Raw genomic sequence first — 21817 nt, 5'->3', positions numbered from 1 at the left:
GCGGGCATTGTCGCTACAATGCCCGCATGACCAGCGATCACGCATCGTTTCGCACCATGGGCCCGCCTGCGCTGGACGCCGCATTGCAGGATGCGCGGCGCCGCACGCTGGGCCTGTTCGATGCGCTTGCCGCCGCCGGCTACGACCAGGCGGCGCGCGTTCCCCGTATTCCCCTCCTGAATCCGCCGCTGTGGGAGCTTGGCCATATCGCCTGGTTCGCCGAATGGTACGTGTTGCGCGACGCCCGCGGCAGCGCGCCCGGCGAGGCGCGCGGCGCTTCGCTGCTGGCGCAAGGCGACGCCTGGTTCGATTCGAACACGGTGCCCCATGGCGCACGCTGGACCCTCGACCTGCCCGCGCCGGACGCGCTCAAGGCCTATTGCGGCGAGGTGCTCGTCCGGATGCGCGCACGCCTGGCGCAAACCGGCGAGGACGATGCCGCGCTCTATCCCTATCGCCTGGCGCTGGCGCACGAGGACATGCACGGCGAAGCCCTGCTGTACAGCCTGCAGACCCTGGGCGCAGCTGCGCCCGCGCCGGCGCCGCCTGCCAACGCCGCGCCGTCCGGCGAGCTCCGCTTCGATGGCGGCAGCTTCCTGTTGGGCGAGGGCGGACCGGGTTTTGCATTCGACAACGAGGGCCCCGTCCTGCCCTGCCGGGTGGCGCCGTTCGCCATCGATGCCGGCCTGGTGACGAATGCGGCCTACCTGGCCTTCATGCGCGCCGGCGGCTACGCCCGCCCCGCATTCTGGAGCGACGAGGGCCTGGCCTGGCTGCGCGCGACCGGGCGCACGGCGCCGCGCTACTGGCAGCCTGCGGGCCAGGACTGGACCACGCTGCGCTTCGGCAGCCGCTGCGCGCTCGATCCGGCCGAGCCGGTGCGCCACCTCAGCCTGCATGAGGCGCAGGCATATTGCCGCTGGGCCGGCAGGCGCCTGCCGCTGGAGCACGAATGGGAATGGGCGGCACGTTCGGGCCAGCCGGGCTTCTCCTGGGGCGGCTTGTGGGAGTGGACGGCCTCGCCCTTCCTGCCCCATCCGGGATTCCGTGCCGATCGCTACCGCGAATATTCGGCGCCCTGGTTCGGCAGCCGCCAGAGCCTGCGCGGCGCATCCTTCGCCACCCCGCCACGCCTGCACTCGCCGGTGTTCCGCAATTTCTTCGCGCCCGCGCGCGACGACATCTTCGCCGGCTTTCGCACCTGCGCGGCCTGAGGCAAGGCTGCCACACAGGCTCGGCGCCCGGGCGGCGCATGCTATTCTGCGCGCATTCGTCAACCACCCACTGCGCCGAGAGCCTTCCATGACACTGTCCGCCCGCCTGTTTCGCTGCCTGTCCTTCAGCCTCGCCATGCTCGCGCCTGCCGCGGTGCTGGCCGAGCCGAGCGCGATCTACCTGGTGCGCCATGGAGAAAAGGCGAGCGTGGGCCAGGATCCGGAGCTGACGGCGCAAGGCCAGGCGCGCGCCCAGGCCATCGCCGCCATCCTGGCGAAGACCGGCATCACGGCCGTGTTCAGCACGCCGACCCAGCGCACCCGCCAGACCGCGCAGCCGCTGGCGCAGCGCATCGGCGCGGAAGTGCAGCTGTACGATGCGCGCGCGCCGAAGGCGCTGGTGGAGAAAGTCAGGATGCTGTCCGGGCCGGTGCTGGTGGTGGGACATTCGAATACCCTGCCGGAACTGGTGCGCCTGTTCGGCGGTGCGCCCGGCGCCGACATCGGCGACGACGAATACGACCGCCTGTACCAGTTGACGCCGGGCGCCGGCGGCACGGTCCGGACGGTGCTGCTGAGCACGCCTACCGTCCCCTGACCAGGGCCCGATGCACCAGACCATCTTCATCAGCATCGCGTCCTACCTCGACCCGATGCTGTTCTTCACCCTGAACGACGCGCTCGCCAAGGCGGCGCGCCCGGAGCTGCTGGCGCTGGGCGTGGTCGACCAGCACCTCGAGGACCAGCGCGCCGCGATCGCCGCCCTGCCCTTCGCGCGCCAGGTGCGCTACGTGCACCTGCACCCGCAGGACACGCTGGGCGTGAGCTGGGCGCGCAACACGGCCTTTTCGCTGTACGACGGCGAAGCCTTCCTGCTGCAGGTCGATTCGCACACGCTGTTCGAGCCGGGCTGGGACGAGCAGCTGCGCAACCTGCACGCGCAACTGCGCGAACGCTCGGAGAAGCCGATCGTCAGCACCTATCCCTACCGCTTCGACATGGTCGACGGCAGGCCGCACTACACCCCGGGCGACGGCCGCACCGCGCTGGTGCTACGCCCCCATCCGGAAAAGCAGCTCAGCCCGGACGACGCCGTGCTGCGCTTCATGGCGCGCCACCTGTTCACCAGCGAGCCGGTGCTGGGCTGCCACGTATCGGCCGGCTTCCTGTTCGCGGCAGGCAGCTTCGTGGAAGAGATTCCCTACGACCCCTGGCTGTATTTCCACGGCGAGGAGCAGAGCCTGTCGGTACGCGCCTTCACGCGCGGCTGGGACATCTTCCACCCGCTCGCCGCGCCGCTCTACCACCTGTACAAGCGCGAGGGCACGCCCTACGCCAGCCACCACTGGCACGGCGAGAGCGACGCCCGGCGCGCCTTCCATTCGAGCTACCTGATCGAGCGCGCCAGGCTGCGCCTGAACCGGCTCCTGATGGGCGACGGCCTGCCCGGCGCCTACGGCCTGGGCACGGTGCGCAGCATGGCGGAGTTTCGCGCGCTGAGCGGCATCGACTACGTCAACCAGACCATCAGCGACCCGTTCGACGGGCAGCTCTGCTAGGGATCCTGTGCGGGTTGTAGGGTGGTCGGCTCCGCCGACCGCGCGTCCAGCCATATCATGCGTTACCACAGAGCGGCCGTGAGCTGAACGCGTGCACGGCAAAGCCGTGCACCCTACGGAAACCAGGATGGATGCGGATCGCTCAGGGGGCAACGCCGGTACGGTACACCGGGTACAGGTTGTAGCGCTCGTCCCACGAGGCGTGGCGCTTGGCGAAAAATTCCAGGCGCGCGTGCGGGTTCCTGGCGAAGGCCGGATCGGTCTCGACGCGGCGCTTGAATTCCGCGGCGAGCGCCGGGTCGGCGGCCATCTGCTCGCGCGCCACGTCCTCGGCCACGTATTCTTCCATGTACTCCTTGCGCTCGTAGGCATTGTTGAACAAGCCCCAGGCCAGCAGCGAGTCCGGCGCCTGCGGCTCCAGCATCGCCACCACCAGGCGCGCCTTCGGCTGGTTGACCGGCACGAACAGCGATCCCGGCAGCACGGCGCGCGGCTCCACCTTCCATTCGCCATCCACAGTCAGGCGCTGGTGCGATTCGAAGGAAGTGGCGCTGAAGGTCGCCTTGTCGGCGCGGAAGGTTTCCACGGGCGCCTGCGCGATCGCCTTGTCCAGCTTGCGGAAGGCGATGCCGTGCAGCGCCAGCTTGTTCGCCACGATCTCGGCGTAGGCCGCCGGCACGATGTAGCCGGCGCGCGGCGCCGTCACCACGCGATCCGGCACCACTTCCTCGCGCAGCGGCACGCGCCACACCTGCGGCTTGCTTTCGTCGTAGCGGGTCATCAGCATGCCCGACACGTCGGACTGGGTACGGGTGTATTCGTAGCCCTGGAAGTCGACCATCTGGGTCTTGTCGGTGGTGCGGTAGGTCAGCGCCACCGGCTCGCCCGCCAGCCTGCTCGCGCGCGCATCCGCCTCGCGCGCGGCCTGCTGCCACTGCTTGCCCTTGCTCGCGACCTGTTCCAGGATCGAGATCACGGTGTTGTGGGTCACGCGCACGCGGGTCGGGTAATCCTTCCAAGAATGGGTCTCGACCAGCAGCGCCATGCGGTTACGCAGCGGGAAGTAGCCGGTCGAGAAGCGCGGGTCGGAGACGCCGTCCACGAAACCCGACTGCGGGTCGTCGGTCTTGGCGAAGGACATGTAGTAGGACTGCGGCATCGAGCCCTGTTTCGCGATGTCGGCGATCACGTTGCCGCGCAGGGCCAGGCCGGCCTTGCGGAATTCCGGGTCGCCCGAGTACACCGGCTCGACCTGGATCGACACATCGTGCTGGAACTTGGCGCCATCGGTGACGTGCAGGTCGACATAGGTCAGCGGGTCCCAGGCGTTGACCAGTTTGAGCATTGCCCCCATCTCGGGCGCATCGGCCTTCACGTAGTCGCGGTTGAGGTTGAAGTTCTGGGCGGTCACGCGCCAGCCCATCTCGACCGGGCCGCGCTGGTTCGGGCGATTCCACTTGCCGAAGCGCTCGTGGCCGTCGACGTTGAACACCGGGACGAAGACCAGCACCTGCTTGTCGAGGGCGCCCTTGGCCAGCTTGCCGTCCAGGGTTTCGCGCAGCGCCAGGAAACCGGCGTCCTTGCCGTCGATCTCGCCGGCGTGGATGCCGCCCTGGATCAGGGTCACCGGCAGCCCCTGCTTCCGGGCCGCCTGCGGCGTGAAGGCGCCGGTATTCGAGACGACCAGGGCCAGCATCGGACGGTTCTCCGGCGTGCGGCCGAACTCGATGCACTTCACCTGTTTCGGGTAGGCCTTCTGGAACGCGCCGCACAGCTTGATCACTTCATCGTAGCGGCCGGTGGCCTGGAAGCCCGAGCGTTCGGAGATGGTGGTGAGGTCGGGAGCGGCATGGGCCAGGGGAACGGCAGCCAGCAGGGCCAGCAGCAGGGCGGAACGGATCATCAGGAATACTCCAGCAATCGATCGGGTGGCAAAGCCGAGGATTATAGACCTGTTTCCACAATGAAAAGAGCCCGGCAGCACAGGCTGGCCGGGCTCTTTTTACAGCATGCCGCTCACGGGCGCGGCCTGGTATAAATGGAAATCTCCCTGGCGGGATGACGCACGATCTCCATCGGCACCTGGCGCGCGCGGGTGCCCAGCGGGCAGGTGCCGGTCTCGCGGTAGGTCAGTGCCGCAGCCAGCAAGCCTTCGCTGGTATCGCCCAGCGGCTTGGACAGGTCGTCGGCCACCTGGCAGGTGGCCGCCAAGCCGTCCGAGAAGTCGCCGAAGCCCTTGTTGTTCACGCCCTTGAACTCGATCGAGAAATAGGTGGTGCCGCAGTTCGGCACCGGCGTGAAACCGTAGGGCTTGCCGCAGGTCGTGCTGCCGATGACGTCGACCTGGACGTCGGCGCCGCGCAGGCCGTTGATGACCGCTTCGCTGGCCGAGCAGGTGCCCTGGGTGGTCAGCACGGTGACGCGCTTCAGGCCCAGGTAGGGCAAGGGCGTGCCCGCACGCACCGGATTAGGCGAGCTGAAGCCGTAGGCCGTGCTCCGGAACGGAATCGCCGGCTGCTGGGCGATCTTGTCGTTGTACTGCGGGCGCTCGAAGATCTTGCCGGCGGTCTGCCCCGGCCCGGCGATCATGTAGGACAGCTCGCTGGCGATGTACAGCAGGCCCCCGCCGTTGTAGCGCAGGTCGAGCACCAGGTCGCTCACGGCGGCCTGCTTGAAGGTCGTGAAGGCATCCACCAGCTCCTTCTCCGACACCGCATTGTGGGTCTCGAAGCTCAGGTAGCCGACCTTGCCGGTCGGGGTGTCGAGCACCTGCACGTTCTTGACCGGATCGACACGCACTTCCGCCCCCGTCATCGTCACGTCGAAGGCGGTGCTGCCGCGCTGCAGGGTGAACTGGTGCGGCGTGCCCGCGCTCTCCGGGAACAGGCCGGCATTGATCTTGGCGACCTGGTCGGCGCTGCCGCCGTTGACGAAATCGACGCCGTCCACCCTGAGCAGCATGTCGCCGCGGCGCAGGCCGGCGGCGGCCGCCGGCGAGCCCGGCTCCACCTGCGCCACCAGCCAGGTACGCGGCACAGTCGCGCTGTTGCGCTTCCAGGTCACGCCGTACCCCAGGTCGATGCCCGAGTTCTGCAGCTTGTCCCACTCCTCGGTGGCATAGGTGAAGTGGTACCTGTCCTTCGGCTGGCCGGATTCGGTCAGTGCCGAGGTCTTGAGCACCTTGAAATACTCGACCGGGTCGGTGAAATCCGCCATCTTGTAGGTGTTCGGAACCTCGTTGTACCAGAGGTAGTACTGGTTGGTCCAGGCGCGCAGGAACTTCAGCTCGTCGAGCAGCGTGCCCTGGCGATCCGGGAAGGGCTGTCCGTTGCTGTCCACGCCGGTGCGCGGCTTGGCGCACATGTTCCAGTACGTGCCGAAAGCGTCGCCCAGCAGGTTCGGATCGAGGTCTTCCGCCGTCGGCGTGGTCGGGGTCGTGGGCGTCACCGGCGGCTGCTGCCCTCCCTGGTCGGGACGGGCGGCGACGCCGGGCGAACCGCCGCCGCCGCCGCAACCGGCGAGGACGAAGGCTGCGGTCAGCAGCGACGCGATCAGGCGGGGGGCGGTCGTCTTGCGACCTTGTGCATATGGCGGGTTCATGCGTCCGATTATAGACGTGGCTACCGGCCCCAAGTGCAACCAACTGTAACAGTTGGGTCCGCTGAACAACAGGAAATGCTAAGGAGTGTGCATCAAACCGAAACGGCCGGGCTGCCCGGCCGTTTCGGTCCTTCGTCAGGCGACGCGGACGCCGTCGCCGGAAGGCTGGTGGAAGGCCGCGACCAGGGCCGCTTCCTTCTGCTTGGCCGCCTTCAGGTGGCGCTCCTTCACGTGGCCGTAGCCGCGGATGTCTTCCGGGATGCTGGCGATCGCCACCGCCTTGGCCAGGTTCTCGCTCGTCAGCTTCGGCAGCAGGGCCTCCACGGTCTGGCGGTATTCCCCGATCAGCGCACGCTCGGTGCGGCGCTCGGCGGTGTAGCCGAACACGTCGAACGGGGTGCCGCGCAGGCGCTTGAGCTTGGCCAGCACGCCGAAGGCGCCCATCATCCAGCCGCCGTATTCCTTCTTCAGGGCGCGGCCTTCCTTGTCGTGCTTGGCCAGCAGCGGCGGCGCCAGGTGGAATTTCAGCTTGATGTCGCCTTCGAACATGCCCGCGATCTTCGCCTTGAAGGCCGGATCGGTATGCAGGCGGGCGACTTCGTACTCGTCCTTGTAGGCCATCAGCTTGTAGAAGTAGCGCGCCACGGCTTCGGCCAGGCGGCTTCCCTTGCCCAGCTTTGCTTCCTCGGCGCGCACCTGCTCCACGAAGGCCTGGTACCTGGCGGCATAGGCGGCGTCCTGGTAAGCGGTCAGCAGCTCGACGCGGCGCTTGACGATGTCGTCGAGGGTCTCGGTGCGCTTGAACTCGATCACCTGGGCCGGGGTCGCCAGCTTCTTCACCGAGGCCAGGTCGTGGGCGGCGCTGCGGCCCCAGTTGAAGGCGGCCTTGTTGAACGGCACCGAGACGCCGTTCAGTTCGATCGCCTTGAGCAGCGAGGCTTCCTGCAGGGGCACATGGCCCTTCTGGAAGGCATAGCCCAGCATAAACATATTGGTCGCGATCGCGTCGCCCATCAGGGCGGTGGCGATTTTTCCGGCATCCACGAAGTCGACGTTATCGGCGCCGCAAGCCTGCAGGATGGCGCCCTTCGAGCCCTCGGCCGGGAATTGCCAGTCCGGGTTCTTGACGAAAGCCGCGGTGGTGGCGCCGGTCGAGTTCACGGCGGCCCAGGTGCGGCCCTCGCCCATGCGGCTCAAGGCGTCGCGGCTGGCGGTGACGATCTGGTCGCAGCCGATCACCAGGTCGGCGCTGCCGGTGCCGACGCGGGTCGAATGCAGGTCGGCCTGGTGTTCGGCCAGGCGCACGTGCGACATCACCGGGCCGCCCTTCTGGGCCAGGCCGGACTGGTCGAGCACCAGCGCGCCCTTGCCTTCGACGTGGGCCGCCATCGCCAGGATCTGGCCGACGGTGACGACGCCGGTGCCGCCGACGCCGGCGATCAGGATGCCGAAGGGCGATTCGACCGAGGGGATGCGCGGCATCGGCAAGCTAGGTGGTGCGGCATCGGCGGTCGCGGCTTTCCTGGGCTTCTTCAGGCCGCCGCCTTCGACGGTGACGAAGCTCGGGCAGAAGCCGGAGACGCAGGAAAAGTCCTTGTTGCACGAAGACTGGTTGATCTGGCGCTTGCGGCCCAGCTCGGTTTCGAGCGGCTCGACCGACAGGCAGTTGGACTGCACCGAGCAGTCGCCGCAGCCTTCGCACACGGCTTCGTTGATGACGGCGCGCTTGGCCGGGTCGGGGAACTCGCCTTTTTTCCGGCGGCGGCGTTTTTCAGAGGCGCAGGTCTGGTCGTAGATCACGGCCGACACGCCCGGCATCTCGCGCAGTTCCTTCTGCACGTCCATCAATTCGGAACGGTGGCGCACGGTGACGCCTTCGGCCCAGGCGTAGTCGTCCGGGTATTTTTCCGGTTCGTCGGTGACGACGATGATCGGGCGCACGCCTTCGGCGGCGATCTGGCGCGTGATCATGCCCGGATCGAGCGGGCCGTCGACGTTCTGGCCGCCGGTCATCGCGACCGCGTCGTTGTACAGGATTTTATAGGTGATGTTGACCTTCGCGGCCACCGCCGCACGGATCGCCAGGATGCCCGAGTGGAAATAGGTGCCGTCGCCCAGGTTCACGAACACGTGCTTCTCGTCGGTGAACGGCGACTGGCCGATCCAGGTGGTGCCCTCGGCGCCCATGTGGGTGAAGGTGGAGGTTTCGCGGTCCATCCACAGCACCATGTAGTGGCAGCCGATGCCGGCCATGGCGCGCGAGCCTTCCGGCACCTTGGTCGAGCTGTTGTGCGGGCAGCCCGAGCAGAAGTACGGGATGCGGTCGGTTTCCGGATTCGCCTTGGCCGGGATCGACTTGAGCACCAGCTCCTTGTTCTCCAGGTAGGCAATGCGTTCCTTCACGCGCTGCTCGACCGGATGGCCGGCGCAGTAGTGCGAGATGCGCGAGGCGATGGCGCGCGCGATCTGCGCCGGATTCAGCTCGTAGGTGGCCGGCAGCAGCCAGTCGCCGTGGCCCATGCGGTCCTTGTTGCTCCACTCGCCGGTGTCGTCGAACTTGCCGACCACGCGCGGACGTTCCGCGTCCGGCAGGTTGTACAGCGCTTCCTTCAGGGCGTATTCCATCACCTGGCGCTTCTCTTCGACCACCAGGATCTCGTCCAGGCCGCGCGCGAACTCGTGCACGCCTTCGGATTCGAGCGGCCAGGTCATGCCGACCTTGTACAGGCGCAGGCCGATGTCGGCGGCCGCCTGTTCGTCGATGCCGAGGTCGGCCAGCGCCTGGCGCGTGTCGACATAGCTCTTGCCGGCGGTGATGATGCCGATCTTCGGCTTCTTGCTGTCCCAGATGATGCGATTGAGCTTGTTGGCGCGCGCATAGGCCAGCGCCGCATACCATTTGAAGTTGCTCATGCGCACTTCCTGGTCCAGCACGGCGTCCGGCCAGCGGATGTTCAGGCCGCCCGGCGGCAGTTCGAAGTCGGTCGGCAGCGTGATCTGGACGCGGTCCGGGTCGAGGTCGACCACGGCGCCCGATTCGATGATGTCGGTGACGCACTTCATCGACACCCACAGGCCGGTATAGCGGCTCATGGCCCAGGCGTGCAGGCCGAAGTCCAGGTATTCCTGCACCGACGACGGGTACAGGACCGGGATACCGCAGTGGGTCAGGATGTGGTCCGACTGGTGTGCGGTCGAGGAAGACTTGGCCGCATGGTCGTCGCCGGCCAGCACCAGCACCCCGCCGTGCTTGGAGGAGCCGGCATTGTTACCGTGCTTGAACACGTCGCCGCAGCGGTCCACGCCCGGGCCCTTGCCGTACCACATGGCGAACACGCCGTCGTACTTGGCATCTTGATAGAGGTTGGTCTGCTGGGTGCCCCAGACGGCGGTGGCCGCCAGGTCTTCGTTCATGCCCGGGTGGAACTTCACGTGGTGGGCGTCGAGGTGCTTCTTCGCCTTCATCGCGGTCTGGTCGACGGCGGTGACCGGCGAGCCGCGGTAGCCCGTGATGTAGCCGGCGGTGTTCAGGCCGGCCTTGAGGTCGCGCTCGCGCTGCAGCATCGGCAGGCGCACCAGGGCTTGCGTGCCCGTCATGAACGCGCGGCCGCGGTCGAGCGTCCACTTGTCGTCAAGCGTGATGTCGTGCTGGGGCAGCGCCAGGTTGGCGCGCTCGAGGGGTGCGTTCATGCGGTGTCTCCGTAAATGTCGCCAGGGATGCGTGGCGCGCTACGGCTCTTGTTGGCCATCTGGGCGCGCGGGGCTGGGTCTGACCAGCCTGATCCATCAGGCGCACAGTATAGTCCTGCCCATCCGGCATTAAATTCCAAACAATTCCCCCCGCCGACGGATTTGCGCAATAAAATTGCTGGGTTCGCGAATCTACCGAGGAAACCATGTCAAAAATCGAGCTCGACAAGACCGACCGCAAGATCCTGGCCGTCCTGCAGACCGACGGCCGGCTGTCGAACCAGGACGTGGCCGAGCGCGTCAACCTGTCTCCATCCCCCTGCCTGCGCCGCATCAAGCGCCTGGAAGAAGCGGGCGTGATCCGCCAGTACGTGGCCCTGGTCGACCCGGACAAGATTGGACTCGGCCTGCTGGCCTATGTGAACGTGCGCCTGGAAAAGCACAGCGAAGTGGCGGGCGGTGCGCGCGGCGGTCCGGGGCTGCCGGCGACCTCGCCGCGCAACGATTTCGCGGTGTCGGTCGGCACCTGGCCGGAGGTGGTGGCCTGCTATGCGATGACCGGGGAGATGGATTTCCTGCTGCGCGTGCACGTGGAAGACATGGACCACTTCTCGCGCTTCATGATGGGGACCCTGCTCAAGCATCCGGCGGTACTGGATGTGAAGTCGAGTTTTGCCTTGCAGCGTATTAAGGAAACTACCGCACTGCCTGTGGCGGGGTGAGCATCACTTCTTCGGCGTCAGCCACTTCACTGCCGCCCGCGCGTTGGCCTTGACGTTGTAATCGATCATGGCCCACTGCTCTTCCAGCGCCTCCGCCATCACGCTCGCCGGGCTCGGCGGCGGCAGCTGCAGGTAGGCGTCGGCTTCGCCGTACTCGCGCTTGATCTCCATGCCTGCCTTCTTGGCGATGTGCATCATGGTCTGGTTCGAGGTGAGGCACTGCATGTACAGGGTGTCGACGTCGGCATTGCGGCAGTGGATGGCCGCGCGCTGGAACAGGCGCGAACCGACGCCCTGCCCGCGCGCCGACTTCGACACCGACACCCCGAACTCGGCCACCCTTTCCTTTTGCGTCGGCTTGTTCTTGTCGGCCTTGGCGAAGGCCAGGTGGCCGACCCCGACCAGCTGGAACACGCGGTTCACCACGCCGAACACGATGTCTTGCCTGAAATCGATCTTGCTGACGTACTTGGTGATCGCGTCGTCCGGAATGACGCTGCCGAAGCGCAGCAGGCGATCGTTGTCGTCCAGCGCCAGGAAATGGCGCAGGATGCGGCGGCGGTCGCGCTCGCCCAGTTCCTTGACGAGCACGGTCGGACGGCCGGGCTTGCCACGGGCATTGCCGCCGAGGCCTTTCAGCCAGCGAACCAGGGAATTGTCCAACATCTTAGCGTCCTTTGGTGCAGTGCAACATTAACCGCGATTGTAGCGGATTGTACTATTGCGCGTCATTTCGCACCGGGACGATCCATTGACTTGCCGGACTGACCACGAACACGCCCTTGCCCCCCTGCTTGGCCTCGTACATGGCCTTGTCCGCCTCGGCCAGCAGCGCGGCCGAGCCGCGCGCCGCCCCGACCTGGCCGCGGGCGCTGGAAATGCCGATGCTGGCCGAGATCGAGACCGGATTGCCGTCCGCCTCGGTCACCGACTTGATCTGGTCGAGCGCCAGCTGGGCCACGCGCAGCGCGCCTTCGCGCGAGGCGACGTCTTCCAGCATGATGACGAATTCGTCGCCGCCCAGGCGCGCCAGCGCATCCTCGGCGCGCAGCTTTTCCTGCACCCGGCGCGCGACCATCTGCAGCACCAGGTCGCCGGTGGCATGGCCGTAGGTGTCGTTCACCAGCTTGAAGCCGTCCAGGTCGATGAACATGATCACCACCACCGAGTCGCGACGGGTGGCGCGGGCCAGCGCCCGCTCCAGCAGGCGGGTCAGCTGGCGGTAGTTGATCAGGCCCGTCAGGCTGTCGTGCTGGGCCAGGCGTTCGAGCTGCTTGGACTGCGTTTCCAGTTCGGCGGTGCGCTCGGCAACGCGGTGCTCGAGATTCTCGTTGGCGGCCTGCAGGCGATGGTTGACCTCGCCGATGATGCGGTAGCTGCGGCGCAGGCGCATGCCGGCATAGGCCAGCAGGAGCAGCAGGACTACCGAATAGGCGGCCAGGTAGCCGCGGTAGCGCTCGCGCACCGCCAGTGCGGCGTCGAAGGCGCGGTCGAATTCGCGTCCCAGGTTGTCGAGGGCGGCGCCGGTGGCGGTGGCGGCGATTTGCGCCTCGATCCGGTTTTCCAGCGGGCGCTTTTCCAGGATCACGCGGGAAGCCTTGATGATGGCGTCCATCTTCTCGACCACGGCCGGCGAGAAAGCGATTTCCTGGGCGGCGATGTCGCCCAGGATCTCGTCGATGCGCGCCGCCAGCGGCGGGCTCGGGACCACGTTGTAGCGCAGGATCTCGGTCAGCAGCGCATTCAGCGAGGCGTCCAGCCGCACCACCAGGCGCGCCGGGGCCAGCGCCCCTTCGATGCCGCCCAGCTCGGTCTTGAGGTCGGCCACCGCCGGCGGCAGGTAAGTCAGGGCCTCGCGCAGCGGCGGGTTCTGGCGTCCGAACTGGGTGGCAAGCAGCTCCTTGCGCTGCATGGCGTCGCGCAGCTGGGTAAAGGCCGTCTGTACCGCCGGGCTGGCGGCTTCCGGCACCGCTGCGGCCAGGCGCGCCAGCAGCTCGCGCATGCGCGGCAGCTGCGTGGTGAGCTGGGGCGCGGCCGGCGCCCGGCCGATATGGGCGCGCAGGAGGTTGGCGTCCCATTCGGCGTCGAGCGATTGCAGCTCGCGCAGGCTGAGCATCACGTCATTGCGGACTTCGGGATCGGTCCCTTCCGAGCGGATGTAGAAAAAGGCGAGCAGCAAGGCCAGCACCAGCACGGCCAGGCCGGCAAGTTGCAGGCGGCGACGCGGTTTCAAGCTCGCTACGCGCTGCGCCAGCACGGCAACCATTTTTCCTCCATGACATCGTCGTTGTTATGCGGAGAGCATAGCAAAACCCGGCCGTTCCGTCGTGCACCGTAGCGTGGACGGGAAAGCGCGATCTGCTCCACCGGACCGGATCGCGCCTACGGCTCGCGCAAGGCCAGCTTGACTGCCGCGACCCGCGCCGCGTGCACGGCTTCCGGGATCCTGTCGCGCTGTTCGGCGAAGCGCGCCGCGACCTCGCCCGCGTTCACGGCGCGCGCCGCCTCCAGCGCGCGCAGCAGGTGGGGCCGCTGCGGGTAGTCCTGGAAGCGCATCGGGTGGTCCGCGTGCCCGCGCCCGCGCGCATCGCACTCGGAGGCCAGCAGCATCTGCGCGAAACGCTCCGGCTTGCGGAAGGCGTCGCAGCGTTCGAACAGGGTGACGATGGTGTTGGCCCGCAGTTCCAGGGCGCGGCTCACGTTGCCGTGCTCGCGCGCCGTCATCTGGGCCAGGTCGCGGCATTCGTTGGGCACCCGGAGGCGCTTGCAGACCTGCGTCACCAGCTTCATGCCGAGGTGTTCGTGGCCGTGGTGGGCCGGCCACTGTTCGTCGGGGGTGGCGCCCTTGCCCAGGTCGTGCACCAGGGCCGCGAAGCGCACCTCGAGCGGCAGCCCCTGCTGCGCCGCGTAGTCGATCACCAGCATGACGTGCACGCCGGTGTCGACTTCCGGATGGTGCAGCGGCGGCTGCGGCACGCCCCACAGGGCGTCGAGTTCAGGGAGGATGCGCACCAGTGCCCCGCAGTCGCGCAGTACCGCGAACATGCGCGAGGGCCGTTCCTCCATCAGCCCGCGCGACAGCTCCTGCCAGACGCGTTCTGGCACCAGGGCGTCGACCTCCCCGGCGTCGACCATGCGCTGCATCAGTGCATTGGTGCTCTCGTGGACGCGGAAGTCCGGGAAGCGCGCGGCGAAGCGCGCCAGGCGCAGGATGCGCACCGGGTCTTCGGCGAAGGCGCCCGACACGTGGCGGAAGATGCGTCCCTCCAGGTCGGCCTGGCCGCCGTAGGGGTCGACGATGCTGCCGTCGTCGGCGCGCGCCATGGCGTTGATGGTGAGGTCGCGCCGCACCAGGTCGTCCTCGAGCGTGACGTCGGGCGAGGTGTGGAACACGAAGCCGTGGTAGCCGGGCGCGGTCTTGCGCTCGGTGCGCGCCAGCGCGTATTCCTCGTGCGTGTCGGGATGCAGGAAGACCGGGAAATCCTTGCCGACCGGACGAAAGCCCAGTGCCAGCATCTGCTCCGGCGTGGCGCCGACCACCACGTGGTCGCGGTCGACCACGGGACGGCCGAGCAGCTCGTCGCGCACGGCGCCGCCCACCACGTAGCTGCGCAGGGTATCGGCCACCCTTACTCCTGCGGCAGGTCGAGGTCGTGCTGCGGGGTCGGGTCGATCTCGCGCATCGCTTCGTCGACCCAGCGCGCCACCGCCGGGTGGGCCAGCACGCGCTCGCAGTAGGCCTGCAGCGCCGGGGCCAGCGCCACGCCATAGGTCTTGAAGCGGCATACCACCGGCGCATAGAAGGCATCGGCGATGGAGAAGTCGCCGAACAGGAAGCCGTGATGGCCGAAGCGCGACAGGCAGTCTTCCCAGATCTCGCAGATGCGGCCGATATCGGCCTGGGCGCCCGGCGTGCGGCCGCGGCCCGGCAGCCTGGCCTGGATGTTCATCGACATCGCGCCGCGCAGCTCAGCGAAGCCCGCATGCATCTCGGCCACGATCGAGCGCGCCAGCGCACGCGCGGCGACGTCCTGCGGCCACATGTGCTTGTCGGGGAACTGCTCGGCCAGGTATTCGACGATGGCCAGGCTGTCCCAGATCGTCATCTCGCCCGCCAGCAGCACCGGCACCCGGCCGGCGTGCGAATAGCGTGCGATGTTGGCGGCGGTGTCGGGCTTGTCGAGCAGGACGCGGATCTCGGTGAACGGGATGCCGAACGCCACCGCGGCCACCCAGGGCCGCATCGACCACGACGACACGTTCTTGTTGCCGATGACGAGGGTCAGGCCCGGCTGGCGGGCTTGCTCGAGGGTGGAAGACAGGGTCGGGTCGAGTTCGATGGTCTGCATGGTGTCCTGTGGTTGAAGGCGATGGCCCTGAAGCCTAACGGAATCAGCGCCCGGCGTGCTCACGATAGTGATCGAGGCTGCTTTCGGCCGCCAGATAGTGCGGTGCAGCAGCTTCGAGCGCCGTCAGCTTGATTCCCAGCGCGTCCGCTGTCAAGGCTTGTGTTTGCGGATCGACCACATTATCGGTCTTCATGGAATCGAGATTGTCCCGGCTGAGGAGCGGCTCGCCCGACAGCAGTTCGAACAGCCGGGCCTGCAGGCGCGCCGCCCAGTCCGGCAAGCCCAGGATGCGGCGTTCGTGGCCGGCGTAGCGTCCGCTCAGCCTTACCAGTTCGGCCAGGGTGTACACCTGCGGGCCGCCCAGTTCGATGGTGGCGCCGCCCAGGTGGGGTTCGCGCAGCGCCAGCGCAAAGGCGGCGGCCACGTCTTCCACGTAGACCGGCTGGAAGCGCGCGTTCGGACGGGCCAGCGGCACCACCGGCAGGTGGCGCTGCATGCGCGCGAACAGGCTCAGGAAATGGTCGCCCGGTCCGAACACCACCGAAGGGCGGAAGATCGTGGCGGCCACCTGCGGCTGGCTGCGCGCGGCCAGCTCGCCGTCGGCCTTGGAGCGCTGGACCATCGAGGCGCCGCTGGGGCTGGCGCCGAGCGCGCTCATGTGCAAGTAGCGCGGCACCCCGAGCGCGGCGCAAGCCTGGACGATGCGGCGCGGCAGCTCCACGTGCAGGTGCCGGAAACCCGGGCCGTAGGGCCTGCCGTGGCCGCCGTGCAGCACGCCGACCAGGTTGATCACCGCATCGCACCCCGTCAGCAGGCGGCGCAGCGCGGCGTCGTCGTGGATGTCGACCAGTTCGAGGTCGAGGTAGGGCAAGGTGGTGAGTTGCTTGGCGGTCTCGTAATGGCGTGCCGCCACCCGCGTGCCGACGCCGTCTTGCGCCAGGCGCGCCAGCACGTGGCCGCCGATGAAGCCGGTACCGCCGATGACCACCACGTTGCTGTCGCGCATGGCAGTTCTCCTTCAGGGAGCCCGCCGGGCTCCGGTGCGCTCAACCGAGCTCAGGGCAGGATGGCGGCGCGCTCGCGTGGCTGTACCGGCCGCACCCGGGTGCGGATCGACTGCGGCTTGTTCTCGAATACCGCGGCGTAGTTGGTGGCGTTGGCCAGCACGTTGCGCACGTAGTTGCGGGTTTCCGAGAACGGGATCGATTCGACGAACACCGCCCCTTCCATCGGCTGCTCGAGCTGGCCGCGCCAGGCACGGGCGCGCGAAGGCCCGGCGTTGTAGGCCGCCGTAGCGAGGATTTCGTCGCCGTCGAAGTTGGCCAGCACCATGTTCATGTAATTGGCGCCGAGCGTGATGTTGGTCCGCAGGTCGTTCAGCATGCCGTGCACGAAGTTATCCATCCCAATCTTGGCCGCCACCCACTTGCCGGTGGCGGGCATCACCTGCATCAGGCCGGAGGCGCCGACGCCGGAACGCGCATCGCTGATGAAGCGCGACTCCTGGCGGATCAGGCCGTAGACCCAGGCCTTGTCGAGGCCCAGGCCCTGCGCGGTCGGGTGCAGGACGTCCAGGTGCGGCGCCGGGAAACGCTGCGCGTAGTCGAGTTCGGTACGCGTGCGCAAGGAGGTCTCGACGGTACGGTCGAGCAGGTCATTGCGCCGTGCAAGCTCGCCGGCGGCCAGCAACTGACGGTCAGACATGCCGCGCAGCCCCCAGTTCCATTCGCGGTTGCCTTCCGCGCGCAGGCGCAGGCTGTAGAACTTCAGCGCGCGCTGCAGGCTCGGGTTGGCATTCACCGATGCCAGCTCTTCGGTGCTGATCGGCAGGGCGGGCGGCGGCGCCACCACTTGCCGGCCGAGGTCGTCCAGCGCCAGCTGGCCGTAGAAACTGTGCTGACTTGCAATTCGTTCGAGCGCCGCCGTGGCTTCTGCATTCTTGCCGTCGTGCTTGTCTGCCCGCGCCATCCAGTAGACCCAGGCATTGTCGGCGCGCAGCTGGGGCGGCATGGCCTCGATGGTCGCGCGTACGGTCTTCCAGTCGCCGCGGCGCAGGGCGATCCGGGTCTTCCACTGCAGTTGCTCGTTGGTGAGCTGGACGCCGTTGGCGCGCTGCCAATAGGTGGCGGCATCCGGCGACAGGGCGATCGAGGCGGCATGCGCGATGCTGGCCCAGCCGGTCGCGCGTTCTTCGGCGCTCAGCTTGGGACTGTTCTTGTCGAGCGCGACCGTGGCCAGCTTGAGGCTGGTGCGCGCCATGCGGCCGATCGCCACCAGGTAGATGGCGCGCTCGGCGCGGGTCTTGCCGATGCCGCGCGCCATCGCCACGGCGGGTACGTCCACGGCCTGGGCGGCGCGCGTGTCGGAGGCGCCCAGCAGCACGGCGATGCGGCGCGCCGGGCCGGTAGCGTCGGCTTCGCCGGCCAGGCGCAGCTGCCACAGCAGGTCGGCCTCGCTGAACTGGCCGGTCTGGACCAGCTGCGCGATCAGGGCCGCGCAGGCTTCGCCGTAGGCGGGCGGGCTGCCGAGCAGCGTCCGGGCCTCCTGCCCCACCCGCTCGCCGCGGCCGGCGCGCGCCAGCAAGGCGTAGCAGCGGATCTGCAGGTTGTCGCCGCGCGCCAGCTGGCCCGCTTCGCGCTCGAAACCGGCCCAGTCGCGGCGCCGGCCCAGGTCGAGCAGCCATTCGGCGCGCAGTTGCTCGGCGACGGCCGTGCCCTCGTGGCGCCGCAGTAGCTCGCGGATCTCCTCGGTGCTGGCGTCGCGCATCCGGGGTTTCAGACGATAATAGTCGACGTAGGACGCCAGCGGATAGTTCGGCGGCAGGCGCGATGCGAGGGCGTTGACGCGCGCGGCGTCGTTCTGGCGCGCCGCTTCGCGCAGCAGCAGGAAGGTATCGTCATCGGCGCGGGCGTCGGCGACCGCCGGTGCGGCGCCCGGCACGGTCGGAGCGCCTGCCGGCACCGGCGGGACGACCTGGGCGCCGGGTGCAGCCTGGCCGGCATCCGGCGCCGATGCGAGCGGGGATTCGGCATGGACTGCGCTGGATGTCAGCGTCCACAATGCAAAGACAAGGGCAAAGGCGACCGGCTGCAAGCCGGTTGTCAATCTCGATTGAAACATCCACAACTCTCAATGTACGCTGCATTCAAACCATGACCGGCGAATCAAGAATACCATGCGCCCCCGGGCCCCTGCCAGACGCTGGCGCAAGCGCCATGCTGGATAAACCACAGTTGCGCCGGACGCTCAAGGAGCGGCGCCGCGCCATCGACCACGCCACCAGGCGCGCCTGGGACGACCGCATCGGCGCGCGCGTGCTGGCGTGGTGGCAGGCCAATCCGGACGCCACGCTGGGCGTGTACTGGCCGCTCGCGGGTGAACCCGACCTGCGTCCAGCCTACGCGGAATTGGCGGAGGCAGGCGTACGGCTGGCCCTGCCTGTCGTGCTGGCGCGCGATACCGCCCTCGGTTTCGCCGCGTGGGTGCCGGGAGAAGCAACCGTGGCGGACAGCCTCGGTGTGGCGATACCGGCGGAACTGCGGATGGTGGAACGCCCGGATGCGCTGCTGGTGCCCTGCCTCGGCTTCGATGCGCGCGGCTACCGGCTCGGGTATGGCGGGGGCTTCTATGACAGGACGCTGGCGGCGCCGCCGCGTCCGCGGACGCTGGGCATCGCGTATGCGTGCCAGCAGGCGGAGTTCGAGATCGGGGAATATGACATCCCGCTCGATGAGATCGTTACCGAACTGGAATAACGCTCGAAACCTGAAGAACACTCAAGCCTAGGGTGGGCGGCTCCACCGAGTGAACGTGATCAGCCTTGACTGCGGCGCCGCCCACGCGTTCAGCCAGCGGAAGAACAGTCGCGCGGGCAGCAGCAGCGAGATTGGGACGCGTGGGCGGCATTGACGACGCTGTGATGCACCTGCCTGGGTGTAGCCGCCCATCCTACGAAAGCAACAGCCTACTTCACCAGACGCTGCCAGATGGCGGTGGTGGCCGCAGCCTGGTTCATGCTGTAGAAGTGCAGGCCCGGCGCGCCGCCGGCGAGCAGGCGTTCGCACAGGCTGGTGACCACGTCCAGGCCGAAGGCCTTGATCGAGGCCGAATCGTCGCCGAAGCTGGCCAGCTTGTTGCGCACCCAACGCGGGATCTCGGCGCCGCACATGTCCGAGAAGCGCATCAGCTGCGTGTAGTTGGTGATCGGCATGATGCCCGCCACCACCGGCACGTCCACGCCCAGCTTGCGGGCATTGTCGACGAAGTCGAAGTAGGCGTCCGCGTTGTAGAAATACTGGGTGATCGCGGCGTTCGCACCGGCGGCTACCTTCCGCGCGAAGGCCTGCAGGTCGTCCTGCGGCGAACGCGCCTGCGGGTGCATTTCCGGATAGGCCGCCACTTCGATGTGGAACCAGTCGCCGGTTTCCTTGCGAATGAACTCGACCAGCTCGTTGGCGTAGCGGAATTCGCCGCCGCCGCCATAGCCGCTCGGCAGGTCGCCGCGGAGGGCCACCAGGCGGCGGATGCCGTTATCCTGGAACTGCTGCAGGATGGCGCGCAGCGATTCCCTGGTGCCGCCGACGCAGGACAGGTGCGGCGCGGCGTCCATGCCTTCGGATTGAATCTCGAGCACCGTCTGCAAGGTGCCCTGCTGGGTGGTGCCGCCCGCGCCGAAGGTCACCGAGAAGTACTTGGGGCGCAGGTCGGCCAGCTTCTGGCGCACGACGCGCAGCTTTTCCGCGCCTTCGTCGGTCTTCGGGGGGAAGAACTCGATACTGAAATTAGGAGTTTCCATCATTGTCTTTGAGGAGCAAGCTAGAAAGCGCCCACGAAATGATGCTGTACAAAATCGCCGCCAGGAAGGCCGACCAGAAACCGGCAACTTCAAAACCTTCGATCCAGTGCGACACCATCCAGAACAGGAAGGCGTTGATGACAAGGATGAACAGCCCGAGCGAGACCACCGTCACCGGCAGGGTCAGGAGCACCAGCACGGGACGGATCAGGGTATTGACCAGTCCCAGCACGAGCGCGGCGATCAGCGCGGTCGTGAAATTGGTGACGACGACGGAAGACATCAGGAACGGCAGGGCCATCAGGGCCACGGCATTGATCAGCCAGGTAATGAGCAGGCGCATGAACATCGACTTTCGTGGTACGCGGACGTGGCGGTTTCACCGAACGTCCGGCTGTTGAAAAAACGGGCGCTGGTTTTGGTTAAACTCAGCGCCCGCATTGACTACCTATCGATTAGTAACGGTAGTGGTCCGGTTTGTACGGACCTTCTTTCTTCACCGAGATGTAGGCGGCCTGCTCTTCGGTCAGCGTGGTCAGCTGGGCGTTGAGCTTTTTGAGCTGCAGGCGGGCGACCTTCTCGTCCAGGTGTTTCGGCAGCGTGTACACGCCGACCGGGTACTTGTCGGTGTTGGCGAACAGTTCGATCTGGGCGATGGTCTGGTTCGCGAACGAGGAGCTCATCACGTAGGACGGGTGGCCGGTGCCGCAGCCCAGGTTCACCAGGCGGCCTTCGGCCAGCAGGATGATGCGCTTACCATCCGGGAAGATCACGTGGTCGACCTGCGGCTTGATGTTTTCCCACTCGTACTTCTTGAGCGCCGCGACTTCGATCTCGTTGTCGAAGTGGCCGATGTTGCAGACGATCGCCTGGTCCTTCATCTTGAGCATGTGCTGCTCGGTGATGACGTGGTAGTTGCCGGTGCAGGTGACGAAGATGTCGCCGTGTTCGGCGGCGTAGTCCATGGTCACGACGCGGTAGCCTTCCATCGCGGCCTGCAGTGCGCAGATCGGGTCGATCTCGGTGACCCACACTTGCGCCGACAGCGCGCGCATGGCCTGGGCCGAACCCTTGCCCACGTCGCCGTAGCCGGCGATGACCGCGATCTTGCCGGCGATCATGACGTCGGTCGCGCGCTTGATGCCGTCGACCAGCGATTCGCGGCAGCCGTACAGGTTGTCGAACTTCGACTTGGTGACCGAGTCGTTGACGTTAATCGCCGGGAAGGCCAGCTTGCCTTCCTGGTGCATCTGGTACAGGCGGTGCACGCCAGTGGTGGTTTCTTCGGTCACGCCCAGGATGCACGGCAGACGCTTCGAGTACCAGGCCGGGTCACGCGCCAGGCGGCCCTTGATCGAGTTGAACAGGCAGATTTCTTCTTCCGAACCCGGCTTGTCCAGCACCGAGATGTCCTTCTCGGCGCGCACGCCCAGGTGCAGCAGCAGGGTCGCGTCGCCGCCGTCGTCCAGGATCATGTTGGCGTTGCTTGCAGCCGATCCATCGCCCGGCCATTCGAAGATGCGGTGGGTGTACTCCCAGTACTCGTCCAGGGTTTCGCCCTTGACGGCGAACACCGGGGTACCGACCGACGCGATGGCGGCGGCGGCGTGGTCCTGGGTCGAGTAGATGTTGCACGATGCCCAGCGCACTTGCGCGCCGAGGGCTTCCAGGGTGCGGATCAGGACCGCGGTCTGGATGGTCATGTGCAGCGAACCGGCAATGCGCGCGCCTTTCAGCGGCTGGGCGCTAGCGTATTCCTCGCGGATCGCCATCAGGCCCGGCATTTCGGTTTCTGCAATGCGGATTTCCTTCTCGCCCCAGGATGCCAGGGAGATGTCTGCTACGTGGAAATCGTTGATGTCTTTGAGTACGGCGCTCATCACGCCCT

At 67.3% G+C, this 21817-nt stretch carries 17 protein-coding genes; 5 read left to right on the top strand and 12 right to left on the bottom strand.

Annotation, left to right across the window (positions count from 1 at the left end):
* The first annotated feature begins 26 nt into the window (after window positions 1–26).
* From senA to AB3347_RS09270, 3 genes are all read left to right on the top strand, one after another.
* Complete coding sequence (gene senA, locus AB3347_RS09280; RefSeq protein WP_369091494.1) at window positions 27–1214, top strand: selenoneine synthase SenA; 1188 nt, start codon at window positions 27–29, stop codon at window positions 1212–1214.
* An 88-nt stretch (window positions 1215–1302) separates the two neighbouring features.
* The gene (locus AB3347_RS09275; protein ID WP_369091493.1) at window positions 1303–1812 is read left to right on the top strand and encodes a phosphoglycerate mutase family protein; all 510 of its coding nucleotides are present in this window, start codon (window positions 1303–1305) and stop codon (window positions 1810–1812) included.
* Window positions 1813–1822: 10 nt separating this feature from the next.
* Window positions 1823–2773, top strand: a complete 951-nt coding sequence (locus AB3347_RS09270; RefSeq protein ID WP_369091492.1) for a GlcNAc-transferase family protein — start codon at window positions 1823–1825, stop codon at window positions 2771–2773.
* A 142-nt stretch (window positions 2774–2915) separates the two neighbouring features.
* Here the strand turns inward: AB3347_RS09270 and AB3347_RS09265 are convergent, their stop codons facing one another.
* The 3 genes from AB3347_RS09265 to AB3347_RS09255 form a co-directional block, all read right to left on the bottom strand.
* A complete protein-coding gene (locus AB3347_RS09265) occupies window positions 2916–4676 on the bottom strand; it encodes a M14 family metallopeptidase (protein ID WP_369091491.1) in 1761 nt (586 codons plus the stop codon).
* 113 nt (window positions 4677–4789) lie between these two features.
* Window positions 4790–6373, bottom strand: a complete 1584-nt coding sequence (locus AB3347_RS09260; protein ID WP_369091490.1) for a S41 family peptidase — start codon at window positions 6371–6373, stop codon at window positions 4790–4792.
* 135 nt (window positions 6374–6508) lie between these two features.
* On the bottom strand, window positions 6509–10063 hold the full coding sequence (locus tag AB3347_RS09255) for an indolepyruvate ferredoxin oxidoreductase family protein (protein ID WP_369091489.1): 3555 nt from the start codon (window positions 10061–10063) through the stop codon (window positions 6509–6511).
* Between the two features lie 206 nt (window positions 10064–10269).
* Between AB3347_RS09255 and AB3347_RS09250 the strand changes: the two genes are divergently transcribed.
* Window positions 10270–10785: an Lrp/AsnC family transcriptional regulator gene (locus tag AB3347_RS09250; RefSeq protein WP_369091488.1), complete on the top strand. Its 516-nt coding sequence runs from the start codon at window positions 10270–10272 to the stop codon at window positions 10783–10785.
* 3 nt (window positions 10786–10788) lie between these two features.
* Here AB3347_RS09250 and AB3347_RS09245 read toward each other — a convergent pair whose 3' ends face one another.
* The 6 genes from AB3347_RS09245 to AB3347_RS09220 all read right to left on the bottom strand — a co-directional run bounded on the left by AB3347_RS09245 (window position 10789) and on the right by AB3347_RS09220 (window position 18194).
* Window positions 10789–11451 (bottom strand): N-acetyltransferase family protein, encoded by a 663-nt coding sequence (locus AB3347_RS09245; RefSeq protein WP_369091487.1) that lies wholly within the window; start codon window positions 11449–11451, stop codon window positions 10789–10791.
* 52 nt (window positions 11452–11503) lie between these two features.
* On the bottom strand, window positions 11504–13018 hold the full coding sequence (locus AB3347_RS09240) for a diguanylate cyclase (protein ID WP_369091486.1): 1515 nt from the start codon (window positions 13016–13018) through the stop codon (window positions 11504–11506).
* 149 nt (window positions 13019–13167) lie between these two features.
* Window positions 13168–14400, bottom strand: coding sequence for a multifunctional CCA addition/repair protein (locus tag AB3347_RS09235; RefSeq protein WP_369091516.1), 1233 nt, complete (start codon window positions 14398–14400; stop codon window positions 13168–13170).
* Window positions 14401–14414: 14 nt separating this feature from the next.
* Window positions 14415–15134 carry a glutathione S-transferase family protein gene (locus tag AB3347_RS09230; protein WP_369091485.1) on the bottom strand — a complete coding sequence of 240 codons (720 nt, stop codon included), beginning with the start codon at window positions 15132–15134 and terminating at the stop codon, window positions 14415–14417.
* 43 nt (window positions 15135–15177) lie between these two features.
* Window positions 15178–16140, bottom strand: a complete 963-nt coding sequence (locus tag AB3347_RS09225; protein WP_369091484.1) for a complex I NDUFA9 subunit family protein — start codon at window positions 16138–16140, stop codon at window positions 15178–15180.
* Between the two features lie 50 nt (window positions 16141–16190).
* Window positions 16191–18194 (bottom strand): transglycosylase SLT domain-containing protein, encoded by a 2004-nt coding sequence (locus tag AB3347_RS09220; RefSeq protein WP_369091483.1) that lies wholly within the window; start codon window positions 18192–18194, stop codon window positions 16191–16193.
* Between the two features lie 155 nt (window positions 18195–18349).
* Between AB3347_RS09220 and AB3347_RS09215 the strand changes: the two genes are divergently transcribed.
* On the top strand, window positions 18350–18889 hold the full coding sequence (locus AB3347_RS09215; RefSeq protein WP_369091482.1) for a 5-formyltetrahydrofolate cyclo-ligase: 540 nt from the start codon (window positions 18350–18352) through the stop codon (window positions 18887–18889).
* A gap of 209 nt (window positions 18890–19098) precedes the next feature.
* Here AB3347_RS09215 and metF read toward each other — a convergent pair whose 3' ends face one another.
* The 3 genes from metF to ahcY form a co-directional block, all read right to left on the bottom strand.
* On the bottom strand, window positions 19099–19929 hold the full coding sequence (metF, locus tag AB3347_RS09210; RefSeq protein ID WP_369091481.1) for a methylenetetrahydrofolate reductase [NAD(P)H]: 831 nt from the start codon (window positions 19927–19929) through the stop codon (window positions 19099–19101).
* The gene (locus AB3347_RS09205; protein WP_369091515.1) at window positions 19916–20272 is read right to left on the bottom strand and encodes a phage holin family protein; all 357 of its coding nucleotides are present in this window, start codon (window positions 20270–20272) and stop codon (window positions 19916–19918) included. Before AB3347_RS09205 ends, metF begins: the two co-directional genes overlap by 14 nt.
* Window positions 20273–20384: 112 nt before the next feature.
* Entirely contained in the window at window positions 20385–21812 is a 1428-nt protein-coding gene (gene ahcY, locus AB3347_RS09200; RefSeq protein WP_369091480.1) for an adenosylhomocysteinase, read from the bottom strand.
* Window positions 21813–21817 lie beyond the last annotated feature (5 nt).

This window comes from Massilia sp. X63, from assembly GCF_041023745.1.
Classification (GTDB): Bacteria; Pseudomonadota; Gammaproteobacteria; order Burkholderiales; family Burkholderiaceae_D; genus Telluria.
Note: the sequence above shows the minus strand (reverse complement) of the source record. Positions and strands in the feature narration are given on the sequence as shown.

Excerpts from the sequence above, each read along its gene's own strand:
- AB3347_RS09250 (WP_369091488.1), top strand. The coding sequence starts at position 10,270 with ATGTCAAAAATCGAGCTCGACAAGACCGACCGCAAGATCCTGGCCGTC.
- AB3347_RS09215 (WP_369091482.1), top strand. The coding sequence starts at position 18,350 with ATGCTGGATAAACCACAGTTGCGCCGGACGCTCAAGGAGCGGCGCCGC.
- senA (WP_369091494.1), top strand. The coding sequence starts at position 27 with ATGACCAGCGATCACGCATCGTTTCGCACCATGGGCCCGCCTGCGCTG.
- AB3347_RS09230 (WP_369091485.1), bottom strand. The coding sequence starts at position 15,134 with ATGCAGACCATCGAACTCGACCCGACCCTGTCTTCCACCCTCGAGCAA.
- AB3347_RS09255 (WP_369091489.1), bottom strand. The coding sequence starts at position 10,063 with ATGAACGCACCCCTCGAGCGCGCCAACCTGGCGCTGCCCCAGCACGAC.
- AB3347_RS09205 (WP_369091515.1), bottom strand. The coding sequence starts at position 20,272 with ATGCGCCTGCTCATTACCTGGCTGATCAATGCCGTGGCCCTGATGGCC.
- AB3347_RS09260 (WP_369091490.1), bottom strand. The coding sequence starts at position 6,373 with ATGAACCCGCCATATGCACAAGGTCGCAAGACGACCGCCCCCCGCCTG.
- AB3347_RS09275 (WP_369091493.1), top strand. The coding sequence starts at position 1,303 with ATGACACTGTCCGCCCGCCTGTTTCGCTGCCTGTCCTTCAGCCTCGCC.
- AB3347_RS09225 (WP_369091484.1), bottom strand. The coding sequence starts at position 16,140 with ATGCGCGACAGCAACGTGGTGGTCATCGGCGGTACCGGCTTCATCGGC.
- AB3347_RS09245 (WP_369091487.1), bottom strand. The coding sequence starts at position 11,451 with ATGTTGGACAATTCCCTGGTTCGCTGGCTGAAAGGCCTCGGCGGCAAT.
- AB3347_RS09270 (WP_369091492.1), top strand. The coding sequence starts at position 1,823 with ATGCACCAGACCATCTTCATCAGCATCGCGTCCTACCTCGACCCGATG.
- metF (WP_369091481.1), bottom strand. The coding sequence starts at position 19,929 with ATGGAAACTCCTAATTTCAGTATCGAGTTCTTCCCCCCGAAGACCGAC.
- AB3347_RS09265 (WP_369091491.1), bottom strand. The coding sequence starts at position 4,676 with ATGATCCGTTCCGCCCTGCTGCTGGCCCTGCTGGCTGCCGTTCCCCTG.